The sequence below is a fragment of the Methanocorpusculum sp. GPch4 genome (assembly GCF_012062385.1).
Classification (GTDB): domain Archaea; phylum Halobacteriota; class Methanomicrobia; order Methanomicrobiales; family Methanocorpusculaceae; genus Methanocorpusculum; species Methanocorpusculum parvum.
Map to the genome: position 1 here is coordinate 131,411 of NZ_SIJA01000076.1, position 22,140 is coordinate 153,550.

Consider the following 22,140-nt stretch of genomic DNA (forward strand, 5'->3'; position numbering starts at 1 on the left):
TTCTACAATTCACAGTGTGATGTTCACAGTGTGAATAATACATATGCGGTTTTTGTATTTAATAGTTTCGTGAATTTTCGGATGATGAAAGAAGTTTCAGCGGTTTTTGGTCGATTTTCGGGCTGCACGCATGATAGAATATATCTGCGGCAGGTGAGATCCCTGCGGGATTCCAATTCAGAAATACAGCCCTCAAGACGAACGTTGGTTCGTTTGTGATATATTGATTTTCAATTATTGCATGCAGGGTTTCTATAGAGGGAGAGGGGGGCTTGAAAGAAAAAGGAGTTTTACAAAGAGATATAAGAAAAAGTCGAAATAATGTGGGTAAATAGTTACATTTATCAGTCGTTCATCACTTCACTCTGGCAGCATTTACTGCTGCTCTCGCATTCCCCGCCGGCATACGGGCAGATCGTCATCGAAAAGTCTGCCATCGGATGCCCTTTGCTTTTTATTTCAAACTCCTTATACCACCCGAACGCCGCCCGTTTCGTCTCGATCCCCTCTTCAATGAGTCTGCTCTGGATCGTTTTCAAAATCCACTGGGAAACACCCGGACACCCGAGATCGCAGGCAAGATGGGCATATGGAAAAAGCATCACGCGTGTTGCCCCAAGACGGGAAAGACGCAGTCTGATGCTTTCCACCGTCGCAGAGACCGTAAGTTCGGGTGAGAGTTCATCCGACTTTTCCACGCTCGCAAACAGGAGAACACAGTTCTCCATCTCGTCCTCCCTTACTGGATCCGGCTCTGCAATTTTTGTTTTTTTGGTGACTTTATACCATACACGGTCCGTATGGATCCCAAGAATTTTCATTGGAGCACCTCGGAAAGAGAGAGTGTTTCGCTGGTCAGCATCCCGAGAACACGGCCGGCATCATCAATGACCGGGAGAGCGGAGATGGCATGCTTCTCCATCAGCGAAGCTGCTAACCGGAGTGAGTCCGAGCGCTGAATAGAGATCACGTCTTTTGTCATGATTTCGGCAAGGTTTTGGAAATTGCCGGCGACCGACTTCGCGATATCCCACGACGTTACGATACCAGAGAGTGTCCCATCCTCTAAAACCACCGGCAGATGATTGATCTCGTGCCCGATCATCAATTCAGCTGCCTCGCGGATCGAGGAGGTTTCCCGAATAGACGGCGGATCATGCATCATCAGATCCTCTACGGTGACCGGGGTCAGAAATTGACCGACCATATAGTTCAGCTGGGCATTTTCCAGAAGGAAGCCGTCATGCCCGTGGGGGGAAACGATCTCCGCATACCTGGCTTCTTTACCGTTTGCTGAGAGGGCGAGCATGATCTCCTGCGAAAGATACGGCGGATACAGCCAGTCGGACGAGACGGAGATGATCAGAAACTTTGCCTCTGTCCCTGCAAGCCCATCGGTCAGACTGCCGTTTTTGGTAAGATCATAGTAGTCAACGGCCCGGGTGATGTAGAGATAAGAATTTGGATCGAAGCGTTCCACAAACATCTCTCCCTGATGCTGAAGATAACTTTCTACCGAGAACTCAGTGTCGAATCCGTATCCAAAGGCCTCTGATTTCTGAAGTCTTCTCCCGAATTTCGTATGCATGGATTCATCCGAGAGATAGGTGATATGTGCCATCATTCTTGCAAGGGAGAGGCCGCGGTCTGGTTTTTTTGCGGCAGAATAGTTGCCGTTGTTCCAGTTTTGATCGCTCATGATGGCCGCTCTGCCGACCGCCCCGAACGCAATGTGCATGGGAGTCGAGTAACCGGCCGAAGCAATACAAATAACACGGCGGACGAATGCCGGAAACTCAACGCTCCACTGCATTGCCTGCATCCCACCCATCGAACCGCCGATCACGGCATAGAGTTCTTCAATGCCCAGTTCTTCGAGCAGTAGGTGTTCGGCATGGACCATATCCCGGATCGTGATCCCCGGAAATGTGATTCCGTAGGGTTTTCCGGTGGTTGGATCGATTGACGAAGGGCCAGTCGAACCTTTACACCCGCCGAGAACATTGGTCGCGATCACACAGTATCGGTTTGTGTCGAGAGCTTTGCCGGGACCAATGATCCCGTTCCACCATCCGGGTTTTGTGTCGCCTTTATGAAAACCTGCCGCATGTGCATCTCCGGTGAGAGCATGACAGACAAGAATGACGTTTTTGTTATCCTTTCTTCCGTACCGTTCATAGGCAATGATCACATCTGAAAGAGATGCTCCGCTCTCCAGATCCACCGGGCGGGTTAAGGTGTGATAGTGTGTGGTGACTTCACCAAGTGAATCCTGTAACATGGGTGTATTTAGATGAGGGAGAGGGCATGGTCCAGATCGGCGATGATATCGATCGGATTTTCAAGACCGACCGAGAGACGGATCGTATCAGGCGTGACCCCGGTTGAACGCTGTTCTTCTTCGCTAAGCTGCTGATGGGTCGTCGATGCCGGATGGATGATGAGTGTTTTTGCATCTCCGATGTTTGCCAGAAGCGAGATGAGCTGTACATTATTCTGCACGGTGACTGCCGCATCATATCCTCCTTTTACGCCGAAGGTAAGAAGCGGACCGCCTGATGTGCCGAAGTATTTTTCGCGGTTCTTCTCCGACGGGTGTCCGGGAAGGCCTGGATAGTTGACCCATGCGACTTTTTCATGAGATGCCAGATGCTTTGCTACGATCAATGCATTCTCTGCGTGTCTGGGAACCCGAAGATAGAGGGTTTCAAGACCGATCGAGGTAAGCCAGGCATTGAACGGCGAGAGAGCGGCACCGAGGTCGCGCATCAGGGAGATTCGAATACTGGTCGAAACGGTCGCCTGACCGAAGGCTTTGTAATGGACGAGTCCTTTGTATGCCGGGTCAGGCTCGGTGAACTTGGGGAATTTGCCGTTGTCCCAGGGGAATTTGCCGCTTTCAACGATCACGCCCGCCAGGGAATTTCCATGCCCGTTGGCATATTTCGTTGCCGACATGACGACCAGATCCGCTCCGTGCTCAAGCGGACGGACCGTGCCTATCCCTACGGTGTTGTCCACGATGAACGGAACACCTGCTTCATGGGCGATTCTGGCGATTTCTGCAAAGTCGGGGATGTCAAGTTTCGGGTTTCCGAGGGATTCGAAGTAGACGGCCCTGGTTTTTTCGTTGATTGCAGCTTTCAAAGCTGTCAGATCATTCGAGGGGACGAACCGGACGGTCCGCCCAAAGTTCGGCAGGGTCAGACTGAATAACTCGAATGTTCCTCCATACAGATTGTCGGCCGAGACGATCTCATCACCCGGATTGGTGAGTGCAAAGATCAGGGTACTTATCGCTGCCATTCCGGAGGCTGTACTTATTGCGGCAGTTCCGCCTTCGATCGCGGCGATCCGTTTTTCGAATGAGGTGTTGTTCGGATTCGTGAGCCGAGTGTAAATATTTCCCTCAACGGAGAGATCAAATCGTCCTGCAGCTTCCTTTGCGTCTTTGAACACATACGCAGTGGTCATGTAGATCGGTTCTGTCCGTGCCCCGGTCGTTTCGTCCGGTTTTTGTCCGACATGGATACTAAGTGTTTCTTTTTGGTATTTTGGGGTCATGATAGTTCACGCTGTGAATTCATATTGGAGGGCATATGATATATAGATTCTTGTAAATATATGCGGATCTGTTTTCGGGTCATTACGAAAGAAAAAACCCAATTTCAGATAAAAACAGAGGAGAGTTACTCCACGTTCTGGAGCATCTTTTTATCGTATCGGGAAATGGTCGCGTTTTTCTGGTTCTGATACTTTGCATCAGGTTTTTTATCGTACGGGCACTCGCAGCGTTTGGTCACATAGAAGACGAGCTGACCGATCGGCATTCCTGCATACACGCGGACGGGACGGCAGTTCGAGTTGCACATCTCAAGCGTGATGGTCCCGGAAAATCCCGCGTCGATCCAGCCCCCGGTCTGATGAAGGGCGATGCCGAGGCGTGCCACACTGCTTTTTCCTTCGATCGAGGAGACGATGTTATCGGGCAGCGTGACCGTTTCCAAGGTTTCGGCAAGAACGAACTGGCCTGGCTGAATGTCAAAATAGGTTCCTTTTCGTTCGTTTGTATGAGTGTGAAGGGTCTCTTTTTGATAAGGGTCGATCACATCATCGCATGGTTCGTACCAGACAAAATGATTACCAAGGCGGATATCAAGGGAGTTGGGCTGAACTAGCGCCGGATCGAATGGATCGATGCCGATGTACCCCCGTTTGATATGGTCTGCAATTTCCCAGTCTACCAGAATCATATACTACTATTCGCCGGATAAACTAAAATACTCTTTCAGTCCCGTCTCTATGGAGATGAAAGGAGAGTGACCGGTCGGTGAACTCACATACCGCCTCCCGGTCTCCCTCTCCCCGTTCCCGTATTCTTAATACTCTTCAGGACCAATAGATAAGCATTATTTGATTTCGGAAAAGGAAGGGCAAAAAATGAAATATGTAGTAGTAACCGGAGGAGTAATGAGCGGACTGGGAAAAGGCATAACTGCTGCATCCATCGGCCGCATTCTGATCAACAGAGGGTATCACGTCACCAGCGTGAAGATCGACCCCTACTTAAATATCGACGCGGGACTCATGAACCCTGCTCAGCACGGCGAGGTTTTTGTTCTCAAAGACGGCGGAGAAGCCGATCTGGATCTTGGAAACTACGAGCGTTTTCTCGACATCGAACTGACCCGTGATCACAACCTCACCACCGGAAAGATCTACTCCTCGGTCATCTCGAAGGAGCGACACGGCGATTATCTCGGCGCTACCGTCCAGATCATCCCCCACATCACCGATGAGATCAAGGACCGGATCAAACACGCTGCCGAGTCCTGGGTCGACAAAGACGGGAACCATGCCGAGATCTGTATCGTCGAGGTCGGCGGGACAGTCGGCGACATCGAAAGCATGCCGTTTCTGGAGGCTGTCCGCCAGATGCACTGGGAGTATGGAAACGGCGACTTTGCCCTCGTCCATGTCACCCTCCTTCCCGCCGATACGATGGGCGATCTGAAAACCAAACCCACCCAGCACTCCGTCAAAGCTCTTCGCGAACTCGGCCTTGAAGCCGACATCATCGTCGGGAGAAGCAACCTTCCTGTCTCCCTTTCCACCAAACGAAAGATCTCTTCCTTCTGCGATGTGGACGTCCACGCAGTCATCAGCGCTCAGACGGCTCCCGACACCTACCTCGTTCCAATGGAACTCGAAAAAGAGGGAATGGCCGAGGTCCTGTTGAAACAGCTCCATCTTGAGCCGGGAAAAGCGGACAACAGCTGGTATTCGCTGATCGCCCGCGAATATACGAACCGCATAACGGTCGGCATCATCACCAAATACGGCGTTGAGGACGTCTATATCTCTATAAAAGAAGCCCTCAAACACGCCGGCCGTCTTCTCTCGACCGAGGTCGCCATCCACTGGCTCGATGCGGAACTCTACACGAACGAAGACCTCGCTGATCTCGACGGTATCCTGATCCCCGGCGGATTTGGAAACCGCGGCATCGAAGGGATGATCTCCGCGATCCAGTATGCCCGTGAACACAAAAAGCCTCTTCTTGGTCTCTGCCTCGGATTCCAGCTCTGCGTGATCGAGTTCATGAGAAACGTCGTCGGCTATAAGGATGCGACGAGCGAAGAGATGGGCGCGGGAACTCACGCGATCGCTCTTCTCCCCGAACAGGAAGGCGTTGAGGATCTTGGCGGAACGATGCGTCTTGGGGACTACTCCGTCACTCTTGACCCGGCGTCCCGTCTTGCCGATCTCTACGGCGCGACCGAGATCATCGAACGTCACCGGCACAGATATGAAGTCAACCCGGCGTACATCGACGAGATCGAAGCGAAAGGCATGAAGTTTGTCGGCAGAAACGGCAGACGCATGGAAGCTCTCGAACTTGCCGATCACCCGTACTTTGTTGCGACCCAGTTCCACCCGGAGTTCAGATCACGCCCTACCCGCCCGTCCGCACCGTTCATCGGCTTTGTAAAAACCTGCCGCGATCTTCAGAGAAAGGAGTAACATGGAATCGATCTTAGTTCTGGATTTCGGCGGCCAGTACAATCAGCTGATTGCCCGGCGGGTCAGGGAAGCCCATGTTTTCTGCGAAGTGAAGCCATGCACGATCCCTCTTTCTGAGATCAAAGAAGGGAACTATGCGGGAATCATTTTCACCGGCGGACCGGCGAGCGTGTATGCGAAGAACGCTCCGACCGTTGATGCCGGCATCTTCGATCTCGGCATCCCGATCCTCGGGATCTGTTACGGCGCACAGCTGACGGCCTATCTTCTCGGAGGAAAAGTTGCTTCCGCGACGACCCGCGAGTATGGGCGGACGTCAGTTTCAACGGAAGAGTCCTCTATCTTCAAAAACGTCCCGGGAGAGACGACCTGCTGGATGAGCCACACGGATTACATCAGCGAGGTCCCCGCCGGATTTGCGAAGACTGCGCATACTGCCGTATGTCCGGTCGCCGCGATGGCAAACCCTGAGAAGAAGATCTACGCAGTTCAGTTCCACCCGGAGGTCATGCACACGCCTGAGGGCATGACGATGATCAGAAACTTCCTTTACGATGTCTGCGGATGCAAAGGGACCTGGCATATGTCCTCGTTTGTCGAGGACATGATCCTCCAGCTGCGTGAAAAGATCGGCGGCAAAAAAGTTCTCTGCGCTTTGTCCGGCGGGGTCGATTCGTCGGTTGCCGCGGTCCTGATCCACAAGGCTGTCGGCAAACAGCTGACCTGCATCTTCGTCGATCACGGCCTTCTCCGGAAGAATGAGGGGGATGAGGTCGAGGAGATCTTCCGCAAACAGTTCGACATCAATCTGATCCGCGTCAATGCCGAGGACCGGTTCCTCGGAAAACTTGCCGGCGTTTCCGACCCGGAACAGAAACGCAAGATCATCGGTGCGGAGTTCATCCGGGTCTTTGAAGAAGAAGCAAAAAAGATCGGCACAGTGGATTTCCTTGTGCAGGGAACGATCTATCCTGACGTGATCGAGTCGGGACCCGGCGCGGCCGCGGTGATCAAAAGCCATCATAATGTCGGCGGTCTGCCGGACAATGTGGATTTCAAGGAGATCATCGAGCCGCTGCGTGTCCTCTTTAAGGATGAGGTCCGCCGTGCGGGTCTCGAACTCGGCATTCCGGAGAAACTTGTCTGGCGTCAGCCGTTCCCTGGTCCGGGTCTTGCCATCCGGGTGATCGGCGATATCACGAAGGAAAAGCTGGATGTTGTGCGGGATGCGGACGCGATCTTCCGCGAGGAGGTCGCGAAGGCAGGCATCGACCGCGATATCAATCAGTATTTTGCGGCGCTGACGAACATGCGCAGTGTCGGCGTGATGGGCGATGAGCGGACATATGACTACGCGATCGTTTTGCGTGCGGTGACGACGACCGATTTCATGACCGCCGACTGGGCGCAGATCCCTTTCCCGCTGCTTGAAAAGATCTCGAGCCGGATCATCAACGAAGTGCGGCACGTGAACCGCGTGTTATACGATATCACGAGCAAACCCCCGGCAACGATCGAATACGAATAACCCTTTCTTTTTTTAATCATCCAGTCCATCTTCTCCCTCAGGTTCCAAGGCGCTTTTCTCCAGAAAAAACCCTGCATTTGCCGTATTTAATCCCGGCCGACATGCAGTTTCAATACACAGAACGACGAATACTTATCTAAATATCCAGCGAGAAAAAAATCATGTCCACCTACAAAGAACTTGACGCAAAATATTACATGCCCTGTTTTGGACGGTCTATGCAGATCGTCAAAGGTGAAGGCTGCAATGTTTGGGACGATAACGGAAACAAATACCTCGACCTGGTCGCAGGAATCGCGGTCTGCAGCACAGGTCACTGCCACCCGCAGGTAGTGGACGCGATATGCCGCCAGGCACATGAACTGATCCACTGTTCCAATCTTTATTACATACCGGGTCAGGCCGAACTCGCAGAAAAACTGAGCAAAGCGAGCGGGATGGGAAAAGTCTTCTTCGGAAACAGCGGAGCCGAGGCGATCGATGCGGCGCTCAAACTTGCCAAAGTCCGCTCAGGACGCAAAAACTTTGTCTCCTTCAACCATGATTTCCACGGCCGGACCGTGGGTTCCCTCGCCGTCACCCACAAACCCCAGATCAGAGAGCCCTTCGAGCCGCTCGGCATCCACTGTGATTTCCCTGAGTACGGCGACCTTGAGGCCCTCAAAGCGGTCGTAAATAAAGATACCGCCGCCGTCGTCTTTGAACCTATCCAGGGAGAGACCGGCGTCATCATCCCGCCGGCAGACTTCCTGCCGGGGATCAGGGATATCTGCGACGACGCCGGCGCTTTGATGATCTGCGATGAAGTCCAGACAGGCATGGGACGGACCGGCAAATGGTTCGCATTCCAGCACTCGACCGTTCAGCCGGATATCATCAGCATTGCAAAAGGCATCGCTTCCGGCTTCCCGATGGGTGCGATCATCGCGAAAGAAGGTCTCGAGTTCACCAAAGGCGAACACGGCAGCACCTTTGCCGGCGGTCCGATCGCCTGCGCCGCAGGAAACGCCACATTCGGCATCATCGAACAGCTCCTCCCGGGAATCGCCGCAAAAGGCGAACTCTTCCGGCAGGGTCTTTCCGCATTCAACCCCAGGGTCCGTGGTCTGATGGTCGGGTTCACGCTTGGGGAATCCGCTCCCAAACTTGCCGAACTCTGTAAGGAAAAGGGTCTTCTCATCAATGTCGCCGGTGACGGAAATATCCGGATCGTTCCGCCGCTGACGATCTCGGCCGACGAAATCAGGTATGCAGTCGGAGTGATCAATGAAGCCGCGGGTCAGATCTGAGTTCATCAAATCAGGCTACGTCTTTGCCAAATCCCCGGCGGAGATCGCAAAGGAGTACGGATTTTTGGAAGTTGCCATGCTCGGGAGCAATGAAAACCCCTCCCCTCCTTCAGACAAGGTCCTCCGGGCAGCTGCAGGCGAACTTTCCGGCGTGAACAGATACCCGGATCCAAAAGCCGCCGAGTTTCATGCGGCGCTGCGGAAATATATCTGCGATGCGCCGGTCGTGACCTCCGGCCTTGGTATGGACGGTGTCATCGAGACCGTTATCCGGACCCTTATTGAGCCGGGAGACAAAGTCGTCATCTCCACACCGACGTTTTCCATGTACGGTCTTGCGGCAAAAGCAGCCTCGGCCTGCGTTGTCAACGTCTCCAGAAATCCTGATTTCACGGTCGATATCGCATCCTTCCTTCATGAAGCGAAGGACGCAGCGCTCTCCTTCCTCTGCACGCCGAATAACCCCACCGGAACTGTGACCCCGGTCAAAGACATCGAATACATCCTTGACAAAATCGACGGCGTTCTTTTCCTGGACTGTGCCTACGTCGAGTTTTCCGATACAGATTATCTGCCGCTGCTCTCATCCCATGACAACCTCATCATCGGGCGGACAATGTCGAAGGTGTATGGTCTTGCGGGTCTTCGGATCGGCTATGCCTTCGTTCCTGCATGGCTGGAAGCTCCCTATGCCGTCGCCGCGACCCCGTTCACGCTGAACCGGGTCTCGGAAGCCGCCGCATCAGCCGCCGTTTCAGAATCCTCCTACCGTGAATCGTTCATCGCCCATGTACGAAAATGGCGTGATATCTTCATGACAGAGATCCCTTTCCCGGTCTATTTAAGCGGCGCGAACTTTATCCTGATCGACACGGCACCAAGATCGGGTGATGGATCTGCTGATTTTCTCGCAAAGAACGGCGTTCTCGTTCGTTCCTGCACGAGTTTCCCGGGTCTTGGCGATACGTTCATCCGCGTGAGTATCGGCGCAGACTGGGAAAATGAACGGTTTCTTACTGCGGTGAAAAAATTATGATGATCGGGATAACCGGAACACCCGGATGCGGAAAGACCGCGGCCGCAAAACTTCTGCAAAAACTCGGCCATCCCGTCCTTGATCTGAAAACGACGGTCGGTCCGTTCGTTCTGGAACATGACGACGCATCAGGTTCGGACGTCGTGGATGTGGATGCCTGGGCCGATGCGTTTCCCTACACCGAAGGGTTCGTGGAAGGAACGTTCGCCCATTATCTTCCCTGCGATAAGATCGTGATCCTTCGATGCCGGCCGGATGTTCTCAGGGAACGTCTTGCCCCCCGCGGCTATTCCGAAGAAAAGATCCGTGAAAACGCGGAGGCAGAGGCTTTGGACGTCATTTTGATCGAAACCGTTGATTCCTTTGCATCGGAACAGATTTATGAGATCGACACTACAAGTACAGACAGTGAATCTGTGGTCAGGAGCATCCTGTCTTTTGCGAAGGGGGAATCTCCCGCATCGTTTGGATCGCTTGACTGGTCAGAGTATATAACAGATGTAATATGAGTTTAGAATCACTTCGTCCAAAGATCCAGTGGGTGCTGACCCCGATCGCCCGTGCGTTTTCGAAACTGCCGGTAACGCCGAATATGTGGAGCGTGGTCTCGCTGATCTGTGCGTTTATCGCCGGCGTCTTTTTCGCTTTCGGACAGCCGTTTTTCGGCGTGCTGTTTGTTGTGCTGAACTCGTTTCTGGATGTTCTGGACGGAGCGCTCGCCCGGTATATTGGCCTCGCAAGCCCTATCGGTGATTATCTGGATCATGTCTTCGACCGGTATGCGGACCTGTTCATCGTTACCGGTATCATCATCTACGGGGTCCAGACCTGGCAGGCGCCGGTTCCCGCCTGGGTGATTGGTCTGTTTGCCCTCACCGGGGTCCTGCTCTCCTCGTATCTCGGGACCCAGGCGCAGGCTGTCGGCCTGAAACGAAATTACGGCGGTCTCCTCGGCCGCGCCGACCGTCTGGTCCTTTTGATGGTGTTTGGTCTTGCCGAGTTCATCTACCCTGCCCCGATCCTGTTTGGTCTGCCGTTTCTTGGCTGGATGCTTGTTGTGTACGGATTTTTCGGCCACATCACCGCGGTCCAGCGGTTCGTGATGTCGCTCAAAGAACTGAACGCGGGAAAAGGGCAGTAGAGCCTGACTATTCTGAATAGAGCAGTATAAAAAAAGACCGCGGCCGTATTTTTCGGCCGCATACATTATTCCCTGTTTCTTACTGAACGGTTTGTGCCAGCTTCTTGTAACAGATGATCTCCAGCACACCGTTTTTCAGATGTGTCTGGGTCTGTGACGGATCGATACCGGCAACCGGGATCACTGCTGAGTATTCCCGGTTCGCGCCGGCATTGAGCTGAAGTTTGCCGTCCTGATAGGCGATAAAGAAATCATCCTGACACTCCGGGGGGAGTTCTGTCTGGATGATCACTGTTCCCTTATCCTCAAACATCTCGATGGGGATCGTTTTATTGTGGACCTCATCGGGTGTCAGATGGATCTTACCGCCGGAAAGGACAAACTTCACGCCGACGACAGGCGGAAGTTTTCCCTCGCTTTCTCCAGAAACATGACTGATCAATATTTTATGGATGATATCCATTAATTCCCTGTATGCATCATCTGGTGTTTCCGGCATGCTGTTTCATCTCCGAGGTGAAGAGAGTTGTTCTCTTCACGCATCTGCGTTGTTAATTATCTCTTTGATTCTGCTAAAGTCTTTCTGATGAGACATCAGCAGTTCATCAAGCTCACGGAGTTTTTCGGTGAGCCCGTCGTTTTTGTATTCTGCGGTTTCCAGAAGAGAAATGCCCTTTTCGAGGGTCTTTCTCTCCTCTTCATTGAATCTGTACTGCCATGAACTCCTCTCGGCGCTGCGTCTTCCCGCCTTGTCGAGGGAGGGCCGTACCCGCTTCAACGCGGCATCGAAGTGTTTGGCGAAGATCTTCACGCTGGATACGGCAAGCGTGATCTCCGCTGCCTCGTGGCCCGCCATCACCTTGACGAACTCGCGGATCGCGACCATCTTTGCCTCGCGGACGAGCGCTTCGATGTCGGCGCCGACAAACCCTTCGGTTTTTTCGACCAGGTCCTCAAGGTCCACATCTTCAGCAAGCATCGCGCTGATGTCTTTGATGTAGACATCAAGGATCTGCTTTCGTCCTTCCCGGTCCGGCGGGGGCACGAAGATGTGCTGTTCAAGTCGTCCCGGTCTCAGGAGAGCCGGGTCGATCATGTCCGGGCGGTTGGTCGCGCCGATCACGACGACGTTTTTCAGTTCTTCGAGTCCGTCGAGTTCGGTCAGGAACTGGCTGACGACGCTTTCGGTCACGTGGGAGGAGCCTTCGTAGCTTCCTCTGCGGGGAACGATCGAGTCGATCTCGTCGAAGAAGATGATCGAAGGCGATGCGAGCCGCGCTTTTCTAAATATCTCCCGGATGCCTTTCTCGGACTCGCCGACCCACTTCGACATCAGCTCCGGCCCTTTGACCGAGATGAAGTTGCATTCCGATTCGTTTGCAACTGCCTTGGCAAGCAGCGTTTTTCCGGTCCCGGGCGGCCCGAACATCAGGAAGCCTTTCGGTGATTTCGTGGCGAACTGTTTGTAGACCTCGCTGTATTTGAGCGGCCACTCGACCGCCTGCTGGAGTTCCTCTTTCACAGAGTCAAGACCGCCGACATCGGACCAGTGGATATCGGGCACTTCGACGAGGACCTCACGCATGGCGCTCGGCTGCACCATCTTCATGGCCGATTCAAAGTCCTCGGCGGTGACTTTCAGGTTTTCAAGCTTCTCGGCGCTGATCTCTTCGTCCGGATTCATGCCGGGAAACGCCCGGCGCAGGGCATGCATCGCGGCCTCTTTCACCATCAAGGCAAGGTCTGCTCCGACAAATCCGTGCGTGGTGTTTGCGTACTTATCCAGCTTGACGTTCTCGGAGAGCGGGACGTTTCTTGCATGGATCTGCAGGATCTCGTGCCTGCCGTCTTTGTCCGGAACGCCGATCTCGATCTCCCGGTCGAAGCGTCCTCCGCGGCGAAGCGCCGGATCGATCGAGTCGGGGAGGTTCGTTGCCGCGATCACGATGACTTTTCCGCGGCTTTTGAGGCCGTCCATCAGTGAGAGCAGCTGGGCAACGACACGGCGTTCCACCTCGCCTTTTGCCTCTTCACGCTTCGGGGCGATCGAGTCGATCTCGTCGATGAAGATGATCGACGGCGCGTTCTCCTCGGCTTTTTCAAAGATCTCACGGAGCTTTTCTTCAGAATCTCCGTAGTATTTGGAGATGATCTCAGGTCCCGAGATCGTGTCGAAGTAGGCTCCCGCTTCATTTGCGACCGCCCGGGCGATCAGGGTTTTACCGGTTCCGGGAGGGCCGTAGAGAAGAACTCCCTTCGGCGGTTCGATCCCGAGCTTCTCGAATACTTCAGGATGCCTGAGCGGGTACTCGATCATCTCGCGAACGAGCGAGAGTTCGCGGCCAAGACCGCCGATATCCTCGTAATGGATGTTACCTGCCGATTTTCCTTTCGGGGCATCCTCGCCTTTGTAGACGCCTTCTTTATAGTTGACGGTCGTTTCCGACCCGATGATCGCGACATCTCCCGGCGAGACCTCCGAGACGGCGAAGTCGACATACTCGGTGTTGTAGTTGGAGAATCCGCCCCATCCCGAGAAGAACGGATCCTCTGACTTGGTCTGGAACCCGAAGGTCATGATCTGGCCTTTCGTGATCGGCCGGCCGGCGAATTTGCTCTGGATCGTCTGTTCCAGCGCCCGGCTGTCGAGACGGATGCTCTGCGAGATGGGCTGGAGCGTGATCTTTGCAGCGGTCTTTGGAACGACCTTTTCAACCGTGACCGTATCTCCGATACCGGCGCCGGCTGATCTGCGGATGTCTCCGTCTATCGCGATCCCGCCCGATCCGGATACAGAAGAACGCATGACTTTGGCGGCGCCGATGCGTTTTCCGGTGATCTTGATGAAGTCTCCGGACTCGACGCCGAGTTTTGCCATGACGTCGTTATTTATCTTCGCGTATCCGCGTCCGACGTCGTTGTATTCTGCCTCCTGCACGATCAATGAAATTTTTGTATTCTCTGTCATTTTTTATCACTTCCACGGTGGTATAACTATAGGTAACATCCATCGAATATTTAAAGTATGTGTGGGGGCAAACAAAATCCGGCTAACAGAAGATTATTTATAGGCGTGCAATGCAGAAAAACACCCGGCGCGCGGAAAGGCAGGTGATAATTACCATATTTTTCGTAGTTTTGGATAGGTATATCTCAATATAGCGAGCATTACTGTAGTGATACAAATGAAAAAGAATGTACTTGCGATCCTCCTGCTCTTTGCGGTCTTTGCTCTCTTCGCTTTCCCTGCGGCAGCTGAAGACAGCCAGACCGACAAAGTGATCCTCGTCTCCGGATACGGATCATCTGCCACCTCGCCTGACAAAGTAACGATCAGCTTCGGCGTCGAGACCGAGAACCCTGATGCAGCCATCGCTCAAAGTGAAAATGCCGCACTGATGGCAAAAGTTGTTGCCGCACTCAAGAATGCCGGCATCAAAGATGCGAACATCCAGACGACCGGATACACCATCTACTCCTATGTCATCGGCGAGTATAATCCCGGCAAGTGGGCAAATGGAACCACCGTCTACAAAGTAACGAACACGGTCAGAATCATCTCCTATGATGTCGACAAGGCCGGATCTTACATCGATGCCGCAGTCGAAGCCGGAGCAAACAACGTGAACAGTCTTCAGTTCGGTCTTTCCGACGAAAAACTGATCATCGAAAGAAACGCTGCGATCATCTCTGCAGTTAAGTCGGCACGCGCCGATGCAGATTCCGTTTCCTCGGCACTTGGTCTGAAGATCTCGGGAACCGGGACCATCAACGTAGGTCAGAGCTACACGCCGGTCTCCTACTCGAATGCCGAAGTCATGATGGCAAAAGATGCCGCAGGCAGCCGTGTCCCGACCACCATCGAATCAGGCGAGATCAAAACAACGGCCACGGTTTCGATCGTCTACACCTACTAAAAATAAGAGAGATGATCTCTGCCGCCCCTTTTTTTTAAATACGTTAATTGCCGGCAAGTTCCCGGATCACCGCGACGAGGGTGTTGACCTCGCTTTCGGTGTTATAAAAGGAGATGCATGCCCGGGCCGTTCCTTTTTCTGCAGAGAGATACCGCATAAGCGGCTCTGCGCAGTGCAGACCGGATCTGATCTCGATCCCGTGCTCGTCATCCAGATGTTCCGCGATCTCGTGAGGGGCAAAACCTTCGACCGTGAAAGACACAACGCCGATACGGTTTTTCGGATCCTTGCATGAGTAAAGGGTGACCCCCGGGATCTTCGCAAGTCCGCTGATCATCAGGTCGGTGAGTTTTCGTTCGTGCGCCTCGATCTGCTCCATCCCGATGCCGGTCAGAAACTCCACCGCGGCGGCGAGCCCGATGCCTCCGGAGATGTTTGGCGTGCCGGCTTCATACTTCTGATACCCGTCCGCCGGAACATATCCGTCGTCGTTCACGCTTGAAACCATTCCGCCGCCAAGGAGGAGAGGTTCAAGGATCGGCTCTTTCATCCAGAGAACACCGGTCCCCATCGGTCCAAACATCTTGTGACCGGAGAAGGAGAGGAAGTCCGCGCCGAGCGCCTCCACATCGACCGGCATTCGCGGAACTGACTGCGCCGCGTCCACCGCGAGCAGTGCGCCGTATTTTTTACACAGCCGCGAGATCTCGGCGATCGGGGTGATCGTTCCCGTAACGTTCGAAGCATGAGTCACGGCGACGAGCCGGACCGATGCATCCATCGCTGCTTCGAATGCGGCCATGTCAAGGGTCAGGTCGTCGTTGAGTCCGACGATCCGAATCTCCACGCCTTTCGCTTCGAGTGCCTTCCAGGGAAGAAGATTCGAGTGGTGCTCGAGGATCGTCGTTACGATCACGTCCCCTTCCTTAAATGAAAGACCGCGGGCGATCATGTTGACCGCTTCGGTCGTGTTTTTCACAAACACCGTGGTTCCGGCCGATCCGTTGATGAACGCAGCGGCCTTTTCGTGGGCATGCCAGTACTTCTGGGTCGCGATCCTCGTGAGACGGTGGACCCCCCGCCCGACGTTCGCACGATAATGCCGCTCGAACTCATCCATCGCCGCAAGAACGCACTCGGGCGACCAGGTCGTCGCGCCGTTGTCGAAGTACATCAGGTCCCCCATCATCGGAAACTCGCTTCGAAGAGCTTCCCAGTCAGGTTCGGGGATCTGTTTTGGTTCGGGCACTGCCGGGACGCGGTCCTCGACGATGTCGGTCGTTTTTCCCTCAGGCATGAGGTGGGCGACAGAGGCGGGCGTGCTTCTTCTGATCTTTTTCTCCGTCAGATCAAGGCCCGCTTCTTTGACGAGCTCCTGCATTTTCGGCGGGAGTTCCTTCCAGCGCCAGAGACCCCAGGTGACGAACTCCTGCGGAAGGCCGCGCTCCTCCGCCCATCTTGTGAGGAACTCTTCCCAGCGGTCCGCCATCTCCGGGTGGGTGACGCGAAGCGTTTCAAGCTCGGATTCGAGCATTGCCGGGCAGAGATAACAGCCGATCCGTTCATATCCGCGTTCGTAGAGCGGGTTGTAGGGAAGTTCCCTGAGCCACAGATAGAAGAACACATCAAGAGCCCGCCAGGACCTGATCGGGGAGAGGTTCAGCTGCAGGGGATTGGTCGGGTTCTGACTCAGTGCTTCAAGCGAAGCCCGGCTCCAGGACTCATACCAGCGGTTTCCCTGGATCGTCAGACACTCTCCGGTATCTGCGAGATGGACTTTGAGCGGATTGAGTTTGAGCAGTTTGCAGCACCAGCGGTGATCCTTTCCCGGCGGTCCGGCTTTTTCCACTGCCTGCCAGAAGTCGCCGGCTTTCTGAATGATCTCGACGCCTTCTGCCTTCACGAAATCGATGGTTTCCGGGAACTCAAGACCGGTATCGATGAAGAACGCCTCGGTCACGCCGGCTTTTTTGGCGATGCTCCAGACGGCGGTGCTGTCTTTTCCTCCGGAAAATGAACAGTTGACCCGGGGTTTTTGCGGGGCATTCTGTCTGATCTCGCGGATCGCGTTTCGCTCCATGTTTTTGATGTGGAAGGCGTTCTTTTCGACCGCATCTTCCCATGAGGGGTTTGGCCGGGATTTGATTGGTGAAACACTGTTGAGCTCTTTTATCCTGACCGCACCTTCTTTGAGGATGCCGGTGCCGTATTTATTTTTATAGCGGAGAATGACGACTCCGTCTGAGATCCCGGTCGTCGTGACTTTTACCTTCTTTCCGCCGAGTCTTCCTTCCGGCAGACCGGCCGCCTCCTTTTCGAGATCGATGATGCCTTTGTCGGCTTTGCCGATCAGATAAGGCAGCGCCTCGGCTTCAAGGTCGAGATTGAATCTTCTCGCTACCGGGTCGAACCAGAGCCAGGCGAACCGAACGCCGTTTGCGATGATGAGATCATTCCGGTCGAGTCCTCCGGCTTTGTTCAGAACAAGGATCTTCGGGACGGTGACGTTGTCGCCGAACCGGGTTTTTATGAGGGAGGAGATGAGGTCGTGATCGGCTTTTAAGGCAGGCCTGATATCATACGGCTGCTGGAGCGGGATCTTTATGCTGTCTGTATCACAGGCGCAGGTTTTTGCCAGCAGAGGGATGTTGCATGCAGGACACCAGTACAGGAATTTTGTGACGAAGTCATCGCTTTCTTTGATATAGTATCCGGGCTTGAGCTCCTTTTTCGGTACAGGTTTCTTTTCGCCCCGTACACGTACAGGTTTTTCTGCTTTCTTTCTATAATGCGGTTTCTTATATTCGTGCGGCACGATGGATATCTATTGGTTTTTTACAGAGAAAAAGAACTGCCCCGGTTGAGAGGACGCATGTTTGGAAAAGCCGGGGCAGGGGGTCCGGGTCGAAAGCACGGGACGGGGGCGGTTCGTCCTCCCGCACACCCGTTTTCCCCCAGAAAGCATTCCCCAACTCTCATAAGGAATGAAGGCGCATATACTAAGGAATTCGTATGGCTATCGAGAATGGTACATATATTAAACTCAGCTACACCGGATCTGTGAACGGTGTTCCCTTCGATACAACCGACGCTGAAGTTGCAAAGACCGCCGGAATCTTCCGTGAAAATGCAATGTACGGCCCTTCGATCGTCAAAGTCGGCGCAGGCCACCTTCTTCCCGGCGTTGATGAGGATCTTGCAGGCAAAGAGATCGGCAAGGAATACACTCTTGTTGTTCCCGCAGAAAAGGCATTCGGCGAGCACAAAAAAGAGGAACTCAAAGCTATCGACAAGAAAGCTTTCGAGAAGAAACCCGAACTCTTCGAGCGTGTAAAGATCGAAGGCCGCGACGGTGTTGTTGTAAACAAAGTCGGCAGCAGATACATCGTTGACTTCAACCATCCGCTTGCAGGCCAGGATGTCGCCTACGTCTACACCATCGAAGGTGTTGTCGAGGACGGCACCGAGCAGCTCGCAGGAATGATCAAACTCCTCACCGGCCGCGATATGAAGGTCAGTGCAGAGGACAAGACCTTTGTCTCCATCGAGATCCCCGCAATGATGGCGATGTACAACCAGAACTGGCTCATGACCCAGTATATGGTTTCCCAGGAAGCATTTCTGATCTTCCCGGAGATCGAGAACGTGAAGTTCATCGAGTCCTTCCCGCGCCCGAACTACAAGGCTGAAGAAGAAAGCGCACCTGCAGAAGAGCAGGCAGCTGAATAACCCATACTCTTTTTTTCTGACGGATCCTATTATTCGTCAATGATCCGACATCCTGCACGTCTCTGGAAAGTCTCCGGCGAGAAGATCTCCTGCGGTGTCTGCGCCCGCAGATGCATGATCGCAAAAGGCGGGAGAGGATTCTGCGGCGTTCGGGAAAATACGGACGGCGTTTTGTATGCGAACTCATACGGTCTTTTGACGGCGGCAAATCTCGACCCGATCGAAAAAAAGCCGCTGTATCATTTTCTGCCGGGGACAACGACGTTTTCCGTGAGCGGTTTCGGCTGCAATTTTACCTGTAAACACTGCCAGAACTACACGCTTTCGCAGACGAGGAGTATCCCCGCCGAGTATGTGCCGCCGGAAGCGGTCGTCCAGGAAGCGATTCTGCTTGGCGCGAAAAGCATCTCGTTTACATATAATGAGCCGACGATCTCGTTTGAGTATGTGTATGATACGGCGAAACTCGCAAAGGAACAGGGTCTTACTTCGGCTTTTATCACGAACGGGTATCTTTCGAAAGAGGCACTCCTCGAACTCGCTCCGTATCTTGGCGCGATCCGTATCGATCTGAAGGCGTTCACGGATGCATTTTATAAAGAGGTCTGCGGGGCGCGGCTGAAACCTGTTCTTGATACGATCCTGCTTTCGAGGGAGCTCGGTCTCCATCTGGAACTGGTGACACTCGTTATCCCGGGGTATAATGACAGTGTTGACGAAATAGACGCGATGATTGACTGGGTCATGACAAATCTCGGGCCGGCGGTGCCGCATCACTTCACGGCGTTCATGCCGATGTATCATATGCAGGATGTTTCCCGAACGCCGTTTTCGACGCTCGACCGGATCTACCGCCAGGCGAAAGCCCACGGTCTGTATTATCCGTACATCGGGAATATGCCGCATGCCGAAGGCTCGAAGACGATTTGCCCGGGGTGCGGAGCGGTGCTAATCGATCGAAACGGGTTTTCGTCAGTCGAACCGGGGCTTGAGGGGGGACACTGCAGGAAGTGCGGGCGGAAGATCGAGGGTGTTTTTTCGCTTGCGGATCTGTAAGATCTCGCACCACGATTTTTTTAGAAAAAAAGGGTGTTTGTTGAGTGCGAACTCCAGAGAAATCCCACCGCGAATAATCGCGAATAAACGCGAATCGCATTTTTCCAGTTCCGCCCTCTTGACCTTCGGTCGCGTCACTACGCTCCGCCTAATCGGCTCCGCGTGGCCGTGACGGCGGAACGAAAAATGCTGGAAAACCCGCGTCGCGGGTTTTCTTAAAACAATTACTCAAGATTATTGCAGAATTCCTTGGCCCCTTCGATATCCATATTTAACTGAATATATGACTGATTCAACAAATCATCTGGTAAATACTTGTCATATTTTCGTGTTTCCTTAAACACCCTACTCATTGAATTCAATATCTCATTAAAATCAACTGAATCAAAATCAATGGATTTTAATTTATCCCGAATGTAGGCTTCACCATTTGGGGAGTAAAAACCAATATCAAGATTTTCCACCTTGACCTTCATCCAATGTAACAGGATATCCAATGTATTTTGTACTCTTGTTCCTGCAAAAGTCTTTAGAATATTCCCATCTTCAAGTTCAATGTTAATTTCATACTGTTCAAATGCCTCCATTAAAATAGGGGTTGAGGCCTTCGCCAAGTATCTTGGAATATATCTCTGTTCGTAAATCTCCAGCATCTTCTCATGGATTTTTTTATGGATAGATTGTCCATTACCATGGAATGATAACAATTTCTTCTGTTCTGTTCTAACAACCAGAATCGTAGATGATTTTTCATTGATAGAAACAACCTTCCATCTTTTTCCTGCAAGAAGGAAAACAGACTCAACCTCGATTGCTCTTATATCACTTTTATCAAGCCTGCCAATTTCTTTTCCGTTTGCTACAATCTTCCATTCATCTGATGTAATAAAAGCAGCGTAAAACTTGTAATTTTCTACAATCTTTTCGCCATTATTACCGAGAGTCAACACCTCATCTGGTAATGAATAGATTATCCCATCTTCATTGAGTTTACGTAAAATCTTCATGAACTCCTGTTTATCAAACTGACCCTGAAATGCTTTAAGAGCAATAGCCTGGTAGATATCACTTGCCTTCTTTCCACCTGTCTGTCCCAAATATGACAAAATCTGATGAATGAAAGTAGAATAATCTTTGACGTGGGTATTCATTGGTTCACACCAGCCTTCAAGCATCAATTCGACCATAGCAATACTTTGAATCAATGATAATCTCAACGTATCCTGTAACTGCGTGTCTGGATTGATTTTTGGCACTTCTAAAACGAATTGGAATTCTCGTGCTTCTCCCTCTTTTCGTCCACTTCTACCTAGTCTTTGTATCAGAGAAGAAACAGAAAATGGTGGGAATAAAAAGACAATGCGATTGATATTCCCAATATCTATTCCAAGTTCGAGGGTATTTGTACAAAATACCGAAATGTTTTGATGAGTTTTCAAATCTAATTCTGTTAGCTCTCTTAACTCTTTAGCTAAAGAACCGTGATGGATATAAAATATATTCGGATAATGCATTTTTTTGGAAAGCATTTGCATATTGTCACAATTTAGCTCAAGAGAAACTTTGGAATTTGCGAAAATAAGATTCTTATCTTTGCTGATTATATTGAATAAAGCTGAATCGAATTCTGATGGTTGATATTCAGGCAAACCATGACTCTGCTCTTTATTTACATCATCTGATTGAGCTGATTCAACCTTTTTGTCTTCATCATCCTTTTCGTAGAAGACTTTGATTGCACCACGTGTAATTTTATCTGTAGTTGTGTCTTCAATGATTTTCACACTATTTGGATTGTCGTGATTAAGCCAATCCTTTAAAGCATCGGGATTATTCAATGTGGCCGACAATCCAATTTTGATTGGGTGTATATCTGCAGCCTCCTCTATCCTGTTTAGAAGACTTTTTAGTTGAGTTCCCCGTTCATTCTCAACAAAACTATGAATCTCATCAATCACAACATACTCAAGTTGCGAAAATAGTAGTGGTAGTTTCTCCGATTTATTTAGGAATAGAGCCTCGATTGATTCCGGCGTAATCAATAAAATACCACATGGGTTTTTCAACAGTCTTGTCTTTTTTGACTGACTGGCATCACCATGCCATTTGGTGATTGGAAACTCCAAATTTGAACACAGTTCCTCAATTCTTCTAAACTGGTCATTGATCAATGCTTTAAGTGGTGAAATATAGAGAATTTTTAGAGCGGTATTTGCACTTTCGGCAACTAGAGATATTATTGGAAGAAAGGCTGCTTCCGTTTTACCACTGGACGTTGGGGCTGATATTATCAGATCGCTGGGTGTCTGCATGAGATGAGCAATAGCCTCATCTTGAATCGGTTTGAATCGTTCCCAACCTAGTTTGTATATGATTTTCTGAATTTTGGGGTCAAGTAATTCAAATGAGGTTATCATTTA

Annotated in this window: 17 protein-coding genes; 9 read left to right on the top strand and 8 right to left on the bottom strand. The window is 51.9% G+C overall.

Annotated elements, in window-relative coordinates; genetic code table 11:
* Positions 1-344: 344 nt before the first annotated feature.
* The 4 genes from EYA77_RS07295 to dcd form a co-directional block, all read right to left on the bottom strand.
* The gene (locus EYA77_RS07295) at positions 345-821 is read right to left on the bottom strand and encodes a threonyl-tRNA synthetase editing domain-containing protein (protein ID WP_167816319.1); all 477 of its coding nucleotides are present in this window, start codon (positions 819-821) and stop codon (positions 345-347) included.
* The gene (locus tag EYA77_RS07300) at positions 818-2,281 is read right to left on the bottom strand and encodes a homoserine O-acetyltransferase (protein WP_167816320.1); all 1,464 of its coding nucleotides are present in this window, start codon (positions 2,279-2,281) and stop codon (positions 818-820) included. The genes EYA77_RS07295 and EYA77_RS07300 overlap by 4 nt, the downstream gene beginning before the upstream one ends.
* Before the next feature lie 8 nt (positions 2,282-2,289).
* Entirely contained in the window at positions 2,290-3,564 is a 1,275-nt protein-coding gene (locus EYA77_RS07305; RefSeq protein WP_167816321.1) for an O-acetylhomoserine aminocarboxypropyltransferase/cysteine synthase family protein, read from the bottom strand.
* Between the two features lie 125 nt (positions 3,565-3,689).
* Positions 3,690-4,253: a dCTP deaminase gene (dcd, locus tag EYA77_RS07310; protein ID WP_167816322.1), complete on the bottom strand. Its 564-nt coding sequence runs from the start codon at positions 4,251-4,253 to the stop codon at positions 3,690-3,692.
* Positions 4,254-4,440: 187 nt separating this feature from the next.
* Here dcd and pyrG point away from each other — a divergent pair, with 187 nt between their 5' ends.
* From pyrG to EYA77_RS07340, 6 genes are all read left to right on the top strand, one after another.
* Entirely contained in the window at positions 4,441-6,024 is a 1,584-nt protein-coding gene (gene pyrG / locus EYA77_RS07315; RefSeq protein ID WP_095642055.1) for a glutamine hydrolyzing CTP synthase, read from the top strand.
* A gap of 1 nt (position 6,025) precedes the next feature.
* A complete protein-coding gene (gene guaA / locus EYA77_RS07320; protein WP_042700028.1) occupies positions 6,026-7,552 on the top strand; it encodes a glutamine-hydrolyzing GMP synthase in 1,527 nt (508 codons plus the stop codon).
* A gap of 161 nt (positions 7,553-7,713) precedes the next feature.
* Positions 7,714-8,841 carry an aspartate aminotransferase family protein gene (locus EYA77_RS07325; protein ID WP_042700031.1) on the top strand — a complete coding sequence of 376 codons (1,128 nt, stop codon included), beginning with the start codon at positions 7,714-7,716 and terminating at the stop codon, positions 8,839-8,841.
* Positions 8,819-9,877, top strand: a complete 1,059-nt coding sequence (locus EYA77_RS07330) for a histidinol-phosphate transaminase (protein WP_042700034.1) — start codon at positions 8,819-8,821, stop codon at positions 9,875-9,877. Before EYA77_RS07325 ends, EYA77_RS07330 begins: the two co-directional genes overlap by 23 nt.
* Positions 9,874-10,386 (top strand): adenylate kinase family protein, encoded by a 513-nt coding sequence (locus EYA77_RS07335; protein ID WP_167816323.1) that lies wholly within the window; start codon positions 9,874-9,876, stop codon positions 10,384-10,386. Before EYA77_RS07330 ends, EYA77_RS07335 begins: the two co-directional genes overlap by 4 nt.
* On the top strand, positions 10,383-11,018 hold the full coding sequence (locus tag EYA77_RS07340) for a CDP-alcohol phosphatidyltransferase family protein (protein WP_042700038.1): 636 nt from the start codon (positions 10,383-10,385) through the stop codon (positions 11,016-11,018). The genes EYA77_RS07335 and EYA77_RS07340 overlap by 4 nt, the downstream gene beginning before the upstream one ends.
* A 79-nt stretch (positions 11,019-11,097) precedes the next feature.
* On the opposite strand, the gene EYA77_RS07345 is transcribed toward EYA77_RS07340, so the two are convergent.
* Together EYA77_RS07345 and EYA77_RS07350 are read right to left on the bottom strand one after the other, a co-directional pair.
* A complete protein-coding gene (locus EYA77_RS07345; RefSeq protein WP_143744995.1) occupies positions 11,098-11,517 on the bottom strand; it encodes a hypothetical protein in 420 nt (139 codons plus the stop codon).
* Positions 11,518-11,553: 36 nt separating this feature from the next.
* A complete protein-coding gene (locus tag EYA77_RS07350) occupies positions 11,554-13,986 on the bottom strand; it encodes a CDC48 family AAA ATPase (RefSeq protein WP_167816324.1) in 2,433 nt (810 codons plus the stop codon).
* A gap of 217 nt (positions 13,987-14,203) precedes the next feature.
* Here EYA77_RS07350 and EYA77_RS07355 point away from each other — a divergent pair, with 217 nt between their 5' ends.
* A complete protein-coding gene (locus EYA77_RS07355) occupies positions 14,204-14,935 on the top strand; it encodes an SIMPL domain-containing protein (RefSeq protein ID WP_042700047.1) in 732 nt (243 codons plus the stop codon).
* 43 nt (positions 14,936-14,978) lie between these two features.
* On the opposite strand, the gene EYA77_RS07360 is transcribed toward EYA77_RS07355, so the two are convergent.
* Positions 14,979-17,750, bottom strand: a complete 2,772-nt coding sequence (locus EYA77_RS07360; protein WP_306463694.1) for an aminotransferase class V-fold PLP-dependent enzyme — start codon at positions 17,748-17,750, stop codon at positions 14,979-14,981.
* Positions 17,751-17,947: 197 nt separating this feature from the next.
* Here EYA77_RS07360 and EYA77_RS07365 point away from each other — a divergent pair, with 197 nt between their 5' ends.
* Positions 17,948-18,664 carry a peptidylprolyl isomerase gene (locus tag EYA77_RS07365; RefSeq protein WP_042700050.1) on the top strand — a complete coding sequence of 239 codons (717 nt, stop codon included), beginning with the start codon at positions 17,948-17,950 and terminating at the stop codon, positions 18,662-18,664.
* Between the two features lie 39 nt (positions 18,665-18,703).
* A complete protein-coding gene (gene amrS / locus EYA77_RS07370) occupies positions 18,704-19,720 on the top strand; it encodes an AmmeMemoRadiSam system radical SAM enzyme (RefSeq protein WP_167816325.1) in 1,017 nt (338 codons plus the stop codon).
* Between the two features lie 224 nt (positions 19,721-19,944).
* On the opposite strand, the gene EYA77_RS07375 is transcribed toward amrS, so the two are convergent.
* A complete protein-coding gene (locus tag EYA77_RS07375; RefSeq protein ID WP_167816326.1) occupies positions 19,945-22,137 on the bottom strand; it encodes a DEAD/DEAH box helicase in 2,193 nt (730 codons plus the stop codon).
* Positions 22,138-22,140: the final 3 nt, after the last annotated feature.

Excerpts from the sequence above, each read along its gene's own strand:
- EYA77_RS07305 (WP_167816321.1), bottom strand. The coding sequence starts at position 3,564 with ATGACCCCAAAATACCAAAAAGAAACACTTAGTATCCATGTCGGACAA.
- EYA77_RS07325 (WP_042700031.1), top strand. The coding sequence starts at position 7,714 with ATGTCCACCTACAAAGAACTTGACGCAAAATATTACATGCCCTGTTTT.
- EYA77_RS07350 (WP_167816324.1), bottom strand. The coding sequence starts at position 13,986 with ATGACAGAGAATACAAAAATTTCATTGATCGTGCAGGAGGCAGAATAC.
- guaA (WP_042700028.1), top strand. The coding sequence starts at position 6,026 with ATGGAATCGATCTTAGTTCTGGATTTCGGCGGCCAGTACAATCAGCTG.
- EYA77_RS07340 (WP_042700038.1), top strand. The coding sequence starts at position 10,383 with ATGAGTTTAGAATCACTTCGTCCAAAGATCCAGTGGGTGCTGACCCCG.
- EYA77_RS07345 (WP_143744995.1), bottom strand. The coding sequence starts at position 11,517 with ATGCCGGAAACACCAGATGATGCATACAGGGAATTAATGGATATCATC.
- pyrG (WP_095642055.1), top strand. The coding sequence starts at position 4,441 with ATGAAATATGTAGTAGTAACCGGAGGAGTAATGAGCGGACTGGGAAAA.
- EYA77_RS07365 (WP_042700050.1), top strand. The coding sequence starts at position 17,948 with ATGGCTATCGAGAATGGTACATATATTAAACTCAGCTACACCGGATCT.
- EYA77_RS07330 (WP_042700034.1), top strand. The coding sequence starts at position 8,819 with ATGAAGCCGCGGGTCAGATCTGAGTTCATCAAATCAGGCTACGTCTTT.
- EYA77_RS07300 (WP_167816320.1), bottom strand. The coding sequence starts at position 2,281 with ATGTTACAGGATTCACTTGGTGAAGTCACCACACACTATCACACCTTA.
- dcd (WP_167816322.1), bottom strand. The coding sequence starts at position 4,253 with ATGATTCTGGTAGACTGGGAAATTGCAGACCATATCAAACGGGGGTAC.
- EYA77_RS07335 (WP_167816323.1), top strand. The coding sequence starts at position 9,874 with ATGATGATCGGGATAACCGGAACACCCGGATGCGGAAAGACCGCGGCC.
- EYA77_RS07355 (WP_042700047.1), top strand. The coding sequence starts at position 14,204 with ATGAAAAAGAATGTACTTGCGATCCTCCTGCTCTTTGCGGTCTTTGCT.
- EYA77_RS07375 (WP_167816326.1), bottom strand. The coding sequence starts at position 22,137 with ATGATAACCTCATTTGAATTACTTGACCCCAAAATTCAGAAAATCATA.
- amrS (WP_167816325.1), top strand. The coding sequence starts at position 18,704 with ATGATCCGACATCCTGCACGTCTCTGGAAAGTCTCCGGCGAGAAGATC.
- EYA77_RS07295 (WP_167816319.1), bottom strand. The coding sequence starts at position 821 with ATGAAAATTCTTGGGATCCATACGGACCGTGTATGGTATAAAGTCACC.